At 66.6% G+C, this 14692-nt stretch carries 19 protein-coding genes; 11 read left to right on the top strand and 8 right to left on the bottom strand.

Translation table 11 applies throughout. The features are described from left to right. Positions 1-56: 56 nt before the first annotated feature. The 3 genes from SALA_RS07260 to SALA_RS07250 form a co-directional block, all read right to left on the bottom strand. Positions 57-497, bottom strand: coding sequence for a DUF1330 domain-containing protein (locus tag SALA_RS07260; RefSeq protein ID WP_011541726.1), 441 nt, complete (start codon positions 495-497; stop codon positions 57-59). Further along, positions 494-1045 carry a GNAT family N-acetyltransferase gene (locus SALA_RS07255; RefSeq protein WP_011541725.1) on the bottom strand — a complete coding sequence of 184 codons (552 nt, stop codon included), beginning with the start codon at positions 1043-1045 and terminating at the stop codon, positions 494-496. The genes SALA_RS07260 and SALA_RS07255 overlap by 4 nt, the downstream gene beginning before the upstream one ends. Before the next feature lie 162 nt (positions 1046-1207). Beyond that, positions 1208-1606: a glycine zipper 2TM domain-containing protein gene (locus SALA_RS07250; protein ID WP_011541724.1), complete on the bottom strand. Its 399-nt coding sequence runs from the start codon at positions 1604-1606 to the stop codon at positions 1208-1210. Between the two features lie 182 nt (positions 1607-1788). On the opposite strand from SALA_RS07250, the gene SALA_RS07245 reads away from it, so the two are divergent. Then, positions 1789-2010: a hypothetical protein gene (locus tag SALA_RS07245; protein WP_041383845.1), complete on the top strand. Its 222-nt coding sequence runs from the start codon at positions 1789-1791 to the stop codon at positions 2008-2010. 286 nt (positions 2011-2296) lie between these two features. Continuing rightward, positions 2297-3211 carry an EamA family transporter RarD gene (rarD, locus tag SALA_RS07240; protein WP_011541722.1) on the top strand — a complete coding sequence of 305 codons (915 nt, stop codon included), beginning with the start codon at positions 2297-2299 and terminating at the stop codon, positions 3209-3211. Positions 3212-3241: 30 nt separating this feature from the next. On the opposite strand, the gene pyrC is transcribed toward rarD, so the two are convergent. Then, positions 3242-4264, bottom strand: a complete 1023-nt coding sequence (gene pyrC / locus SALA_RS07235; RefSeq protein WP_011541721.1) for a dihydroorotase — start codon at positions 4262-4264, stop codon at positions 3242-3244. 58 nt (positions 4265-4322) lie between these two features. Here pyrC and SALA_RS07230 point away from each other — a divergent pair, with 58 nt between their 5' ends. From SALA_RS07230 to SALA_RS07220, 3 genes are read left to right on the top strand one after another with little or no spacing between them, the layout of a single operon-like run. Beyond that, positions 4323-5048: a YgfZ/GcvT domain-containing protein gene (locus SALA_RS07230; protein ID WP_011541720.1), complete on the top strand. Its 726-nt coding sequence runs from the start codon at positions 4323-4325 to the stop codon at positions 5046-5048. After that, entirely contained in the window at positions 5045-5695 is a 651-nt protein-coding gene (locus SALA_RS07225; RefSeq protein WP_011541719.1) for a hypothetical protein, read from the top strand. Before SALA_RS07230 ends, SALA_RS07225 begins: the two co-directional genes overlap by 4 nt. Before the next feature lie 41 nt (positions 5696-5736). Continuing rightward, positions 5737-6291 carry a retropepsin-like aspartic protease family protein gene (locus SALA_RS07220; protein ID WP_011541718.1) on the top strand — a complete coding sequence of 185 codons (555 nt, stop codon included), beginning with the start codon at positions 5737-5739 and terminating at the stop codon, positions 6289-6291. A 12-nt stretch (positions 6292-6303) separates the two neighbouring features. Here SALA_RS07220 and SALA_RS07215 read toward each other — a convergent pair whose 3' ends face one another. Next, positions 6304-6609, bottom strand: a complete 306-nt coding sequence (locus SALA_RS07215; protein WP_011541717.1) for a YdeI/OmpD-associated family protein — start codon at positions 6607-6609, stop codon at positions 6304-6306. A 101-nt stretch (positions 6610-6710) separates the two neighbouring features. Between SALA_RS07215 and SALA_RS07210 the strand changes: the two genes are divergently transcribed. After that, complete coding sequence (locus SALA_RS07210) at positions 6711-7376, top strand: MBL fold metallo-hydrolase (RefSeq protein WP_011541716.1); 666 nt, start codon at positions 6711-6713, stop codon at positions 7374-7376. A gap of 19 nt (positions 7377-7395) precedes the next feature. Here SALA_RS07210 and SALA_RS07205 read toward each other — a convergent pair whose 3' ends face one another. After that, positions 7396-7833, bottom strand: coding sequence for an MAPEG family protein (locus tag SALA_RS07205; protein WP_011541715.1), 438 nt, complete (start codon positions 7831-7833; stop codon positions 7396-7398). 317 nt (positions 7834-8150) lie between these two features. On the opposite strand from SALA_RS07205, the gene rpmF reads away from it, so the two are divergent. From rpmF to SALA_RS07180, 5 genes are all read left to right on the top strand, one after another. After that, positions 8151-8330 (top strand): 50S ribosomal protein L32, encoded by a 180-nt coding sequence (gene rpmF / locus SALA_RS07200; RefSeq protein ID WP_011541714.1) that lies wholly within the window; start codon positions 8151-8153, stop codon positions 8328-8330. Positions 8331-8352: 22 nt separating this feature from the next. Next, positions 8353-9387, top strand: a complete 1035-nt coding sequence (gene plsX / locus SALA_RS07195) for a phosphate acyltransferase PlsX (RefSeq protein ID WP_011541713.1) — start codon at positions 8353-8355, stop codon at positions 9385-9387. Next, a complete protein-coding gene (locus SALA_RS07190; RefSeq protein ID WP_011541712.1) occupies positions 9384-10349 on the top strand; it encodes a beta-ketoacyl-ACP synthase III in 966 nt (321 codons plus the stop codon). Before plsX ends, SALA_RS07190 begins: the two co-directional genes overlap by 4 nt. 175 nt (positions 10350-10524) lie before the next feature. Next, the gene (locus SALA_RS07185) at positions 10525-10818 is read left to right on the top strand and encodes an integration host factor subunit alpha (RefSeq protein WP_011541711.1); all 294 of its coding nucleotides are present in this window, start codon (positions 10525-10527) and stop codon (positions 10816-10818) included. A 14-nt stretch (positions 10819-10832) separates the two neighbouring features. Beyond that, entirely contained in the window at positions 10833-11225 is a 393-nt protein-coding gene (locus SALA_RS07180; protein ID WP_011541710.1) for a MerR family transcriptional regulator, read from the top strand. 119 nt (positions 11226-11344) lie between these two features. On the opposite strand, the gene SALA_RS07175 is transcribed toward SALA_RS07180, so the two are convergent. Together SALA_RS07175 and SALA_RS07170 are read right to left on the bottom strand one after the other, a co-directional pair. Next, the gene (locus SALA_RS07175) at positions 11345-11896 is read right to left on the bottom strand and encodes a SixA phosphatase family protein (protein WP_011541709.1); all 552 of its coding nucleotides are present in this window, start codon (positions 11894-11896) and stop codon (positions 11345-11347) included. A gap of 56 nt (positions 11897-11952) precedes the next feature. Next, positions 11953-14688, bottom strand: a complete 2736-nt coding sequence (locus SALA_RS07170; protein ID WP_041383842.1) for an ATP-dependent DNA helicase — start codon at positions 14686-14688, stop codon at positions 11953-11955. Positions 14689-14692: the final 4 nt, after the last annotated feature.

The following is a 14692-nucleotide window of genomic DNA, read 5'->3' as shown; positions in this document are numbered from 1 at the left end:
TTGCCCGATCCTGGTTAAAAAGGGGCAAAGAAAATGCGTTAACGGGTAAGGCTTTATTAGCCAAAACCTGTCTCGGACCGAGACGCTTTGGGGGCGCAGCGGATGAGCCGCGAGGTTTCGACCGCGGCCTGGCGATGGACAACGGCGGCGCGATAGACGGGATCGGTGACCATTTCCAGAAAGGCGCCGCTGTTCGGATATTCGGCGATGAATACCGCATCCCAGCGCTCGGCCGCGGGACCGATGACCATCGCTTCCATCGTGCCGGTCCAGACGATGCGCCCGCCGACGCGGCGGAAGACCGGGCCGCTGTCGGCGCCATAATGGCGATAGGCCTCGGCGCCGGTCAGGCCCTGGCCGGCAAGCGGATGGTCGCCCGGATAGGCGGCTTTTTCGCGGAAGCGGACAAGGTTGAGCATGTGGATGACCGCGTCGCGCGGCAGCGCCTTGAAGGCGTCGAACTGCGCGCGTTCGGGGTCGATATGATGGTCGGTCACGGGCGAAACTCCTTTCGTTTGACGCGCCAGGCCCCGGCGCTCTGGGTCCATGCCTCGACGGGCGCGTCCTCGAAGGGGGCGGGGAGGCGGGTCGGGCCGCTGTTCGTTGCACCCAGCCGCCGTGCGAGCGCCTGCGACCGCGTGTTGGCAGGGTCGATGCTGTGCATGAGTTCGGGCCATTTCAGGAACTCGACCGCGAAATCGCAGGCGGCGACACAGCCTTCGAAGGCATAACCCCTGCCCGCGAACTTCGCGCGCACGCCGTAACCGATTTCGGGCGCCGGCCAGCCGTCGGGCTCCCACGGGCCGAGGCGACCGACCCATTCGCCGCTGGCGCGCTCGATCACCGAGAACATCGAGAAGCCGCGAATGTGCCAGGCTCCCGCGAGCGTGCACCATTGCCGCCAGGCCGCCGAACGCGGGCAGGTGCCGCCGATGAAGCGCATCGTCTCTTCTTCGGCGCACATCGCGGCAAAGGCGTCAAAATCCTCGGCCGCGGGCGGGCGGAGGATCAGTCGCTCGGTCACGAGCAGGGGGCCGTTCAGCATGATATTCTCTTTTCCGCCGCGTTGGATGACGCTTCTGCGGCAAGAGCGGCCGATGGGCAAGTCGCCTGCACGCTTGAGGGCACCGGCGCTAACCGGTGCCCTCGCCATCAGCGTGTGCGGGTGGAGGGGTCTCAAACCCGCACGCGAGACGGTTTCTGTTCGTTAACGGCAGCGATATTTGTCGCGGTCGATCTCCCGACCGAGCAGCGCACCCCCGGCAGCGCCAAGCACGGTGCCGAGCAGCTTGTCGCCGTCGCCTGCAATCTCGTGACCGGCGAGGCCGCCGACGGCGCCGCCGATCAGCAGGCCGGTCGTGCCATTGTCCTTCCTGCAATAATAGCGACCGTCATTGCCGCGCCAGATGCGCGAATCCCGGCCAAGCCGCTCGCCACGCGCATAATGGCGGTGATGTTTCCGCTTGCGGTGAAAGTCCGACGCCTGTTCGAACCCGTGATAACCCGGCGCCTTTGCCGGGGTCGTCACGCCCGCATGGAGCGGTGTGGTGCCAAGGACGCTGGCGGCGACAAATGCGCCCATCAGGCCTTTGCTCAAGATACGCATGACAAGTCCTTTCCTGGTTCGGCGCCTCGTCTCCGCGGGACGAAGCCGGGCGCTTCGGGAATAAAACGAGTCAGGTCCGAATCCTGTTGCATGAACCTTGGGCAACAAGATGAATCGAGCGTATCGGTCGACGAACCGAATGCCCCTTGCCGCATCGGCGGCGGCGTGCGAGAACCATGGCCATGCTCAACATCGCATCGCTCATCATTGGTGTTATCGCGTTGATTCTCGCGGTTTTTGCGTTCATTCCCCTGCTTGGCTGGGCCAATTGGGTGATCGTGCCGTTCGCGGTCATCGGCCTCGCGCTCGGCGCCATGTCGGACAAGACGAGCGGGCGGAACCTCAATATCGTCGTCGTCATCATCGGCGTCATCCGCCTGATGCTGGGCGGCGGCATCTTCTAAGTCACTAGGGTCAGGACCCATTAATTCCCCGTTCGAGGTTTGAAGCGATTTTGCTCAGGGCGAGGAGAAAAGGCGCGGGAATATGGATATATTTCAAGACGTTTCGACGCTGCCATGGGCAAAATCGGTCAAATCCCGAAGGGACGCCGAAATGGCTTCGATATCGGACCTTCGCGGCCTTGCGGGTAGCGATGCTACCCGCCGCACCCGCCAAGGCCCGATATCTTCGCCATTTCGACGCCTCGAACGGGGAATTAATGGGTCCTGACCCTAGAAGCCCGGCGCCATGGCACAGACAGCAGCCCCCGCGGGGAGCGACCAGGGCGGCCTGCCCTTCGCGATCGCCGCCTATGGCATCTGGGGCTTCGTTCCGCTCTTCTTCAAACTCGTCGACAGCGTCCCGCCGGTCGAGGTGCTGACGCAGCGGATCATCTGGTCGCTGCCGCTCTGTTTCCTCATCATGCTTTTTCGCCGCCAGATCGGCGAATATCTGGCGGCGCTGAGGGACTGGCGGACGCTGCGCCTGTTGCTCGCGAGCGCGCTGCTGATTGCGGTCAACTGGCTTGTCTATATCTATGCGATCTTCACCGACCATGTGCTCGCGGCGAGCCTTGGCTATTATCTCAATCCGCTCGTCAATGTGATGCTGGGGATGCTCTTCCTCGGCGAGCGGCTGTCGCGGATGCAGTTGCTCGCGGTGGTCATTGCAGGCGTTGGCGTCGCAATCCTGCTCGCGGGGGCGCTCGATACGCTGTGGATCAGCCTGACGCTGGCCTTTTCCTTTGGCGTCTATGGCCTGCTGCGCAAGGTCGTGCCGGTGGGGTCGCTCCCCGGCCTGTCGGTCGAGACGACGGTGCTGCTGCTGCCGTCGCTTGCGCTGTCGGCCTGGTATATCGGCGTCGGCGACGGGCGCGGCTTTGCGTCCGACACGTCGATCAGCCTGCTGCTGATGGCGGGCGGGGTGGTGACTGCGGTGCCGCTGCTGCTCTTTGCGACCGCGGCGCGGCGGATGAGCTATGCCGCGCTTGGCTTTGTGCAATATCTGGCGCCGACGATCCAGTTCCTCTTGAGCCTGTTCGTGTTCGGCGAGCCTTTGAAGCCCGTGCAACTTGCGTGTTTCGTGCTGATCTGGATCAGCATTGCGGTGTTCAGTTTCGACATGTGGCGCAAGACGCGCGCCGAGCGGATTGTCGCCGTATGACACGGTCGTCCGTCATCGCGGGGGGGATGATCAGACCAGCCGCCAGCCGATGGTTTCGCCCGCGTGGAAGGGCACGACGTCGCCGATCCGGTCGGGGACGGTGATTTCGGCGCGTTCCAACGTCACCGTGCCCTCGTTGAGCGGCAGGCCATAGAAGCGCGGACCATGCTCGCTGGCGAAACCCTCGAAATTGGCCAGCGCGCCATCCTGATCGAACGCCATCGCATAGCTTTCGAGCGCAAAGGGCGCGTTGAAAATGCCTGCGCAGCCGCACGACGCTTCCTTCATATGCACCGCGTGCGGCGCGCTGTCGGTGCCGAGGAAGAATTTGGGCGAGCCCGATGTCGCGGCGGCGCGCACCGCGAGCCGGTGATGCTCGCGCTTCGCGACGGGCAGGCAATAGGCGTGCGGGCGGATGCCGCCGACAAGCATCGCGTTGCGGTTGATGTGGAGATGCTGCGGCGTGATCGTCGCGGCGACATTGGCGGGCGCGTCGGCGACAAACTGCGCGGCCTCCGCCGTCGTGATATGCTCGAAAACGATCTTGAGGCCGGGCAGCGCGCGCACCAGCGGTTCAAGCGTGCGCTCGATGAACACCGCCTCGCGGTCGAAAATGTCGACGTCATGGTCGGTGACTTCGCCGTGGATGAGCAGCGGCATGCCGATGTCCTGCATCCGCTCGAGCACACCCATGATGTTCGCGACGTCGGTGACGCCGTGCGCGCTGCCGGTGGTGGCGTGCGCGGGATAGAGCTTGGCGGCGGTGAACACGCCCTCGGCATGGCCGCGCGCGATCTCGTCCGCGTCGGTGGCGTCGGTCAGATAGGCGACGATCAGCGGGGTGAAGTCGAGGTCCGCGGGCACCGCGGCGGTGATGCGGTCGCGATAGGCGCGGCCTTCTTCGGCGGTCGTCACCGGCGGCGACAGATTGGGCATGACGATCGCGCGCGCAAACTGGCGCGCGGTATAGGGCGCGACATGGGCAAGCATCGCGCCGTCGCGCAGATGGACGTGCCAGTCGTCGGGGCGGCGGATCGTCAGGCGGTCGGTCATCGAAAGGACTCGTCGTAAGTGGGCTTGGCTTTGGCTCCGGCGTCCCTAGATTAACGGCATGGCCATTACCACCCTTCGCGACCGCGCGCTCATCCGTCTGTCGGGCGAGGATGTCCGAGGGTTCCTGCAAGGACTCGTCACCAACGATGTGTCGGGCAACCTTCCTGTCTGGGCGGCGCTGCTGACGCCGCAGGGCAAGGCGTTGTTCGATTTCCTGATCTGGGGCGACGGTGACGATCTGCTGATCGATTGCGAACGCGATGCGGCTGAGGGGCTCGCCAAACGGCTGACGCTTTATCGCCTGCGCCGCGCGATCACGATCGCGCGCGAACCCGATTTATGCGTCCATTGGGCGCCCGAAGGCGACCTTGGTGTCGTCGATCCGCGGCTGCCTGAGCTTGGGCGGCGCTGGCTGGCGCCGGCGGATGGCGACGAAGGCGCCGACGCCGCATGGCGCGCGCATCGGCTGGCGCTCGGCGTCACCGAAGGGCGCAGTGAGCTGGGCGACGGAACGACCCTGTGGCTCGAGTGCAATGCTGCCGAGCTGAACGGCGTCAGCTTTGCCAAGGGCTGTTATGTCGGCCAGGAAAATACCGCGCGAATGAACTGGCGGCAAAAGGTCAACCGGCGGATCGTCGTGCTGCCGCTGAGCGAGGCGGACGACAAAAGGCAGGTGATCGCCTATCCCGACCTTGGCTGGTCGGTCGAGCATCGGCGGGTCGAGGCGATCGACGCCGTCGCCGCGCCGCAGTGGATGTGCGAGGCGCTCCGCGTCGGTTCATGACAGGTGCAGCCACGGCTGCTATCATCGTGTCGATGCGCGTCCTGCTGATCTTGTCGGCGCTCGCCGCCGCTTTCGCGTTCTCCGCGCCGCTGGCGGCGGCGCCCGAATCGCTGTTGCCGACCGACGCCGAAACCGAGGCGCCGCACACGCCCGCACGGCTCGCGCCGCTTGCCATCGATTCGGCATGGACGCCGCGCTTTGCCGCCGCAGCGGATGAACTGGCGGCGGCGCTACGCTCACGCGACGAGGCGCGCTGGGCGCCGCTGCTGGGCGGCCAGTGGCTCGCGCCCGCCGACCGCGCGCGCGTACGGGCGATGCTCGCCGACCATGACAGCGTGTTCGGCGAAGCCTTGTGGAGCCTGGCGACCCCGCACCGCGCAATTTTCGGCTGGAGCGCACCTGCCTCGCTCAGCGCTGCCGAGCGCGCGGCGATCGAGGCGGGGCAGGAGGCCGAGGCGCTGGTGTGCTGGTCGGCGCGCGGCGAAGGGGCGTGGCCGGTCACTGCGGAGGAGGCCGACAACCGGCCCGGACGCCCCCATGCCTGCGTGCGCATCGCCTACAGTATTCGTGGCGAAGTCCCGAAGTGGCGCGCCTTCGTCGAGCAGGGTCGTGACGCGCCCGCCGAAACGACAGCGCAGCGCGACTAGGCTTAACCAATCTCCAACCCAGATATGCAACAAGGTGCGCCATGATCGGGCGGTTTCTTGGGTTAGCGGTGGTCATCACCGCGGTGTCGGTCGGCGTGGCGAGTGTCGCCAGCCGGTCGGCGGGCGATGATGCCGAAAACCCGGCGACGGCCTCCTCAGCAAACGACAACTGGACGACCCAGCGCGGCAAGCGCGGCGACCGGTCCTCGTCCGCTGAGCAGGTTTCGTCGGCTGGTGAGGTGCGTCTCGCGCGGTCGGGCGATTCGCATTTCTATGCCGACACCGAAGTCGACGGCGCCAATGTCCGCATGATGGTCGACAGTGGCGCGTCGATCGTCGCGCTGACGCGGCGCGATGCCGAGGCAATCGGGATCGACGTCGATCGCCTGCCGGTCGGAGGCATCGCGCGCACGGCGGGCGGCGACGTGCCGATGCGGACGGTAATGCTGGACAGCGTCGAGGTGCAGGGGATCGAGGTGCGCGGCGTCCGGGCGGCGGTGATCGACGCCGACATGGGTGTGTCGCTGCTTGGGCAAAGTTTCCTGTCGAAACTCGATGCGGTGAATGTCGAAGGCGATACGATGACGCTGCGCTGAGGCGCTGGCTCCCTATTTTGCCTTCTTGTCGATCAGCACCGCCTGCTGCCAGCGGCTTGGCGCCTTGTCGGTGCGATGGATGCACCCCGCCCAGCAGCAAGGGCGCTTCTTGCCCTCGTGCAATTCCTCCAGGGTTCGCACGATTCGGCGCGCGCGCGTCTTGTCTTGCCTGGCGTCTTCGACCCAACAGATGAACTCGTTGCGCCCCAGCGGAGTCAGCGCCTGCCACAGCGCCAGCGCGGCGGGATCGGCGGTCAGTGCGGCCTGCATATCGTCGCGCGCGACATGCACCGTGCCGTGAAGAAAAGCCTCGGTCATGGCGTGAGGTCATAAGTGCGCCCCGTTGCCAGGTCAAACGGGCGCGCCGGGGGGTAGGGGGGCGGCTTGCCATTTGCGCCGCTTTTCCCCACATCACCGCCATGAACGCTCCCACTCCCCCGATGCGCGCGGCGATCGTGCCCGTTACCGCCTTTCAGCAGAATTGCACGCTCCTGTGGTGCACCGAAACGAACAAGGCGGCCTTTGTCGATCCTGGCGGCGACCTGCCCAAGCTGAAAGAGGCGGTGCGGCAGACGGGGGTCGAGGTCGAGAAGATCCTCGTCACCCATGGCCATATGGACCATTGCGGGCAGGCGGGAATGCTCGCGAGGGAACTGGGCGTGCCGATCGAGGGGCCGCACGAGGACGACCGATTCTGGATCGAACGCTTTGCCGAGGATGGCGCGCGTTTCGGCATGGTCGGCGAGCCGTTCGAGCCCGACCGCTGGCTGGTCGACGGCGACACGGTGACCGTCGGCAATCTGGTGATCGACGTCATCCACTGCCCCGGCCACACGCCGGGCCACGTCGTGTTTCACCATGCGCCGTCGAAACTCGCGATCGTCGGCGATGTCATCTTTCAGGGATCGATTGGGCGCACCGACTTCCCGCGCGGCAACCACCAGCAACTGCTCGATTCGATCACGCAAAAGCTCTGGCCACTCGGCGGCGACACGACCTTCCTGCCGGGGCATGGCGCGCACAGCAATTTCGCCCACGAACGGCGGACGAACCCGTTTGTGAGCGATATGGCGCTGGGCGGCTAGGGTCCTGACCCTGGCCGGATCAGCGCGGCGCGACCGCCACTTCCTCGATTTCGGTCGTTGTGATGTTTGTCGGCGTCAGATAGACGATCGCGAGCGCGCCGATGGCGAGGCCGAGCTGGGTCAGCATGGTGATAATCGTGCCGACCATGCGGCCCCACATCATCCCGTCCATGCCGATCGCATGAAGGACGCGCCCGACGAGGTAGAGAGCACCGACGCCCCACAGCCACATCGACGATCCCAATCCGAGTTCGACGAGCGCGAGGAGGATCAGCACAAAGGCCGTGTTTTCGACAAAATTGGCCTGTGCGCGCATCCGCCGCGTCAGCGGCTCATTGCCGCCGTCGCCGATAAAGACCTTCTCCCTGGTCCGCACGCGGCCGACGCGGATCGAGAGCCACAGGTTGAGCAGCGCCGCCCCCGCGGCAATCGTCAGGCTGATCGGCAGGATTATCATTCTGGCTTCCCCCATTGTTGGCCGACGCCTTAGCCGGTCGGCATGGGCGGGGTGTGGCACTCTCCTGCGGGAGCGGCAAGCCCGGACGGCGCGCGACGCAATGGGCTTGCCTTTGCGGGCGAAAACGCTATAGCCGCGCCCGATCCGGCACCCGACACCTTCTGGCGTTGAGGCACCTTCCGGCAGAAGATTTGTCCCGGTCCATCTTGGCGGGATCGGGCTTCGGCACGGCGGGCGGGCCAGTCGTTCCCTGCGACGGGCGCGACAAATCCGGGCAGCCGATTCGTGACACACTATTTGAGAATGCAGGAAAAATCATGGCCGTTCCCAAGCGAAAAACCTCGCCCTCGAAGCGCGGAATGCGTCGCAGCCACGACAGTCTGAAGGTCGAAGCCTTTCAGGAATGCCCGAATTGCGGCGAGCTGAAGCGCCCGCATAATCTTTGCAACGCCTGCGGCCACTACAACGGCCGCGAAGTGGTGTCGGTCGGCGCGTAATCATTCGGCCGGAGGGCATTAGATGGCACTGACACCGCGAATCGCAATCGATGCGATGGGCGGTGACGTCGGCGTGCGCGTGATGCTCGCCGGCGCCGCGATGGCGCGCCACAAGCACGACGGTCTGCGTTTCATCCTCGTCGGCGACGAGGAGCGGATCAAGGCGGCGCTCGACAATCACCCGAACCTGCGCGCGGCGTCGGACATCATCCACACCGACGGCGTGGTGTCGGGCGAGGACAAGCCGAGCCAGGCGCTGCGCAAGGCCAAAAGCACCTCGATGGGGCTCGCGATCGACGCGGTGAAGCGCGGCGATGCCGGCGGCGCCGTGTCGGCGGGCAACACCGGCGCACTGATGGCGATGGCGAAGCTCGCGCTGCGCACGATGCCGGGGATCGACCGGCCGGCGCTCGCGGCGCTGCTCCCGACGCTCGGCGACAATGACGTCGTGATGCTCGACCTTGGCGCCAATACCGAGTGCGACGCGACCAATCTGACCCAGTTCGCCGTCATGGGCGCCGCCTATGCGCGCACGGCAATGGGGCTCGAACGTCCGCGGGTCGCGCTGCTCAACATCGGCACCGAGGAGCTCAAGGGCACCGACGAAATTCGCGATGCCGCGGCGCTGCTACGCGGCGCCGAAGGGCTGCCGATGCAGTTCGCCGGCTTTATCGAGGGCGATAAATTGTCGCGCGGCGATGTCGATGTAATCGTTCACGACGGCTTTTCGGGCAATATCGCGCTCAAGACGATCGAGGGCACCGCCCGCTTCGTGACCGATCTGCTCCGCCGCGCTTTCACAAGCTCGACGCGCTCCAAGATCGGTTTCCTCATCTCGCGCCCCGCGACCGAGCTGCTGCGCCATCACCTCGACCCCAATAATCACAATGGCGCGGTGTTCCTCGGGCTCAACGGCGTGGTGCTCAAAAGCCATGGCAGCGCCGATGCCAAGGGAGTCGCGAACTGCGTCCACCTGTGCGCCGAGCTGATCGAAAAGGATATTACGCGTCAGGTGACCGAGGATCTTGCGAATTTCCGCCGCGGCGACGCCGCATGACGCGCCGCGCGATCCTGAAAGGCACGGGCTCGGCGCTGCCGCGCACGCGCGTTTCCAACGCTGAGCTTGCGGAGCGCGTCGACACCAGCGACGAATGGATCGTCGAGCGCACCGGCATCCGTTTTCGCCACATCGCCGAACCCGACGAAACGACCGCGACGCTCGGCGCCGATGCCGCGCGGCGGGCGCTCGAGGCGGCGGGGCTCCAGCCCGCCGACATCGGCCTGATCATCGTCGCGACGGCGACCCCCGACAACACTTTCCCGGCGAGCGCGACCAAGGTGCAGGCGCTGCTCGGCGCGCCCGACTGCATCGCCTTTGACGTTGCGGCGGTCTGTTCGGGCTTCCTTTATGCCGTTTCGGTCGCCGACGCGATGCTGCGCACCGGCGCGGCGAGGCACGCGCTGGTGATCGGCAGCGAGACGTTCAGCCGCATCCTGGACTGGAACGACCGCACGACCTGCGTGTTGTTCGGCGATGGCGCGGGCGCGGTGGTGCTGTCGGCCGAAGACGTCGCCGACGATCGCGGCGTTCTGGCAACGCGGCTCCATGCCGAGGGCCGGTATTGCGATATGCTCTATGTCGATGGCGGCCCCTCGACGACGGGCACGGTCGGCCATGTGCGGATGCAGGGGCGCGAGGTTTTCCGTCATGCCGTCACCAACCTGGCCGCCGTGCTGGGCGAAGTGATGCGCGACGTCGGCCTCTCGGCCGACGACATCGACTGGGTCGTGCCGCATCAGGCGAACAAGCGCATCATCGACGCGACCGCGAAAAAGCTGGGCCTGCCTGCCGACCGCGTTGTCCTGACGGTGGACCAGCACGCCAACACGTCGGCCGCATCGGTGCCGCTGGCGCTCGACCTTGCCGTGCGCGACGGGCGCATCAAGCGCGGCGATCTCGTGGTGCTCGAAGCAATGGGCGGCGGCTTCACCTGGGGCGCTGCCGTCCTGCGCGTGTAGGGGCCAGTCGGCGTGGGCCGACGCGATGGCACTCGTCGCGTCAACTCCTCCGTCCATCCGTTTCAGTTTGGCGGATTTATTCGGATTTGTTACATATAGGTTGCGAGACTCGCGATGGTGGGGGCTGTCCGGGGATTGATCGCATCAATCGCTTCAGGAGGGGGAAGGGATCAACATGTCCGCAGGAACGCTTACGCGCGCAGATATTGCGAGCCGGATCAATCAGCAGATCGGGCTGTCGCGCAATGAATCGGCCGCCATCGTCGAATCGATTCTCGATCATATGTCCGATGCGCTTGCCGCTGGTCAGAATGTGAAGATTTCGGGTTTTGGCACCTTTGTCCTGCGCGACAAGGCGCAGCGAATCGGCCGCAATCCCAAAACGGGCGTGGAAGTGCCGATCCTGCCGCGGCGGGTGATGACCTTTCGCGCCAGCCAGTCGATGCGCGCCCGCGTCGCGGGCAAATAGGCCGGTATCGGCCCATGGCGGCATTTGACGGCTCGACCGATGACGGCAAGGCGCGCGGTGCCATGCTCGCCATCGGCGAACTGGCCGAACGCATCGGCGTGCCGACACATGTGCTGCGCTATTGGGAAACGCGCTTTCCGCAGCTCAGGCCGCTACAAAGGTCGGGTCGCCGCCGCTATTACCGCGCCGAAGATGTTGCGCTTGCCGAACGCATCCACCATTTGCTGCATGTGCAGGGCTTCACCGTCGAAGGCGCGCGCAAGGCGCTCGCGAAAGACGGAGCGGCGCCGACGAGCGTAGCGATCGCCACGCCGACTATCGGTAATGATCCGGCGCGTAAAGGCGCGGGTGTTCCGGTCGAGGCGCTTGTGGCGCTGCGTGAGCGACTGGCGGCGGCGCTCGATTAGAGCGGCCATTTTCCCCTTCCTCATTCCCGCGAAGGCGGGAATGATGGCGTTTTGACGATATGGCGTTTTGACGATGCGGAAGGTGGGCATCAGACCGGCGCCCTCCGCCCCGAAAGCTGTCAATCCTCGTCCATTGCCGGCGCGAGCGCCGGGTCGAGATCGCGCGGACGGATGAAATCTGTGAAGCGCGCCATGCCGGTATCGAGGTCGTGCCAGTCGCCAATGTCGAGTTCGAGCCGGGCGAGCGCCGACGTAGGTAGTTTTTCCTCGACCTTCGCGCGCAGCGCGTCGCCGTCCGATTCAGGAACGAGCATCAGGATCAGGTCTTCGAGGCCCGGATTATGGCCAGAAATCAGAAGATTATCGGCGTCGTGCCCGGTGTCGCGGATGACGTCGATCAAGGTCGCCGCCGAAGCAAGGTAGATGCGGCGGTCCCAATGCGGTTCGATGGCGTCGAGCCCCGCGGCGGGCTGGAAGATGTCGAGTGTTTCGGTGACGCGCACCGCGGGCGAGGCGACAATGCGGTCGACGGGCAGCTTCTGCCGCTTCAGCCACTGGCCGATGATTTCGGCGCCGCGCGCGCCGCGCTTGTTGATCGGGCGGTCGAAATCGCGTTCGACCTGAACGTCCCAACCCGATTTGGCGTGCCGCAGGATGGTCAAAGTCTTCAAATCATCTCCCCGCGCCGCCGCGCTATCCCCTCGTTCGCGCGCCTTGTGCCGCAAACTTATGATGGTGAAAAGGCGCGAAACGCGCTTTTTCTTCGTTCGACATTGGCGGCGGCGACATGGCTCACCGCCTCGTCGAGCGGCAGGCGGCGGATCGGCGTTCCGTCGGGAAAGGCGCTGAGCAGCCGCGAGGGAACGCTGGGCGACAGCATCACGAACTGGCCGAAATCGTCGGCGCGGCGGATCAGGCGGCCGAACGCCTGCGCGATGCGGCCGCGGATCACCATATCGTCATAGGCGCCGCCGCCCTGCGCCGCGCGCCGCGCCGCGTGAAGGATGGTCGGGCGCGGCCAGGGCACCCCCTCCATCACCACGAGCCGCAGCGAATCGCCGGGCACGTCGACGCCGTCGCGCAGAGCATCGGTGCCGAGCAGCGAGGCGTGTGGATCGGCGCGAAAGATGTCGATCAGCGTCCCGGTGTCGAGCGGATCGACATGTTGCGCAAAAAGCGGGAGCCCGGCGCGCGCGAGCCGGTCGGCGATGCGCGCATGGACGATGCGCAGCCGCCGGATCGCGCTGAACAGCCCCAGCGCACCGCCACCCGCCGCTTCGATCAGGCGGCTGTAGGCCCCGGCGAGCGCAGGCAGGTCGCCACGCGCAATGTCGGTGACGATCAGCACCTCGGCCTGTCGCGCATAGTCGAATGGGCTGGGCACCGCGAAATGGCGGACGCCGCCGTCCATATGACGCGCGCCGGTGCGGATATCGGCCTCGGCCCAGCCGCCACTGCCGTGGCCGCCGCCGCGCAAGGTGGCCGAGGTAACGAGCACACCGTGCGCTTGCGCGTAGACGATGTCGGCGACCGGGCGCGCGGGGTCGAGCCAGTGGCGGTGCAACCCGCAGTCGAACTCGCGCCCGTCGTAGCGGTCGACCGCCAGCCAGTCGACGAAATCGGGGTCGGCGGGGCCGCCGACGCGGCCGAGCAGGGAAAGCCAGCCGCCCAGCGTGTCGACCCGCGTGCCAAGGCTGTGCCGCGCCCCGTCGATCCGCGCGCGCGCCTGTCCGTCGAGCCAGTCGGGCGGATCCTCGATCAGCGCTTCAAGCCGTTTGCCGAGCGCCATCAGCGGGCGCAGCAACGCCTCGATCGCGTCGCTCGCGCTCGCGGCGGCGGCGACCAACTCGGGGTCGGGATCGGCGAGTTCGGTTTCGAGGCCATAGCCGCTGTCGGCGGCGCGCGTATCGACCGCGCGCGCATAGACCATGGCGCGCGCCGCGACGAGCAGCCGTTCGACCGCCCCCCAGGGCTCATTCTCTGCGAGCCGGCCAAGCCAGCCGTCGCTGGGCAGTTCGGCGGCGGCGGCGATCGCGGCCTGGATCGCGCGGTCGCCGGCCTCGTCATAGCTTGCGACATCGGCGAGCCGTGCGGCAAGCCCGCGCCGCCGCCCGCGCGACTTGCCCTCCGGCCCCAGCACCCAGCGGCGGATCTCGACCGCTTCCTGTCCCGTCAGCGCCGCGGCGAACATCGAATCGGCGGCGTCCCACAGGTGATGGCCTTCGTCGAAGATCAGCCGGCTTGGCGCTGCGCCCGCACCCTCGCGCGGCCGCGCCGCCTGCACCATCGTCAGCGCGTGGTTGGCGATGACGATGTCGGCCTGCGCCGCGGCGCGTGCCGATCGTTCGATGAAGCATTTGCGAAAATAGGGGCAGCCCGCATAGATGCACTCGCCGCGCCGGTCGGTGAGCGCCGTTGTGCCGTTGCGCCGGAACAGCGCCGGGAGCCAGCCGGGCAGGTCGCCGCCGATCATGTCGCCATCGCGCGTAAAGGCAGCCCAGCGCGCGACGAGCTGCGCCAGAATCGCCGCGCGCCCCGAAAAGCCCCCCTGCAACGCATCCTCCAGATTGAGCAGGCAGAGGTAATTTTCGCGCCCCTTGCGCACGACAACCTTTTCGCGGTGCGTCGCGGCGTCGGGATAGAGTTTCTCCGTTTCGCGCGCCAATTGGCGTTGCAGCGCCTTGGTATAGGTCGAAATGCAGATCGCGCCTGCCGACTGGTCGATCCATTGCTTTGCAGGGGCCAGATAGCCCAGCGTCTTGCCGATGCCGGTGCCTGCTTCGGCAACGAGCATCTGCGGCGCGTCCCGGCGTTCGCGCGGGGCAAAGACGGCTGCGGCGGCGCGCGCATAGTCGCGCTGGCCGGGGCGGCGTTCGGCGCCGTCGCCGGTCAGCCGGTCGAGCCGCGCGGTGACATCGGCCTCGTCGATCGTCGTCTGCCGCGGCGCGGGGCGCGGCGATGTTTCCTCCCATTCGGGAAGGCGCGCAAACAGCCAGCGTTCGTTGCCGTCAGGCTTTGCGAGCCGCGGCTGGATCAGCGGCGCCCACGGCCAGCGCTGACGCGCCAGCGCCTGCGCGCCGTGCCACGCGCCTTCGCGCTCGCTCCAGTCGGGATCGCCGAGGCTGGCGAGCATCGCGGCCGCCGCCTTCGGCAAGAAAGCCGCAATCTCGTCCTCGCTTCCCGGCGCTGTCAGACGCAGCGCGGCGGCGAATCCTGCGGGCGTTGGAACCGTAAAGCGCGCAGGATAGAGAAAGGCGAAGAGTTCGAGCAGATCGAGCCCCGACAGTTCGGGATAACCCAGCCGGTCGCCGGTCAACGTCGCGTTCAGCAGCAGGTGCGGCGTCGCCGCGACCGCCGCAATCGCTTCGCCGCGCCCGACCCGCTGCGCGCGGCCCTTCGCATCGGCGATCCAGATGCCGACATGGCTCGCATGGATCGCGGGCAAAGAGAGCGGATCGGGAATCACG

Origin of the sequence: Sphingopyxis alaskensis RB2256, assembly GCF_000013985.1 — a bacterium.
In the GTDB taxonomy this organism is placed as follows: Bacteria; Pseudomonadota; Alphaproteobacteria; order Sphingomonadales; family Sphingomonadaceae; genus Sphingopyxis; species Sphingopyxis alaskensis.
The sequence above is the reverse complement of the archived record's forward strand: the minus strand, read 5'-3'. Positions and strand labels throughout refer to the sequence as shown.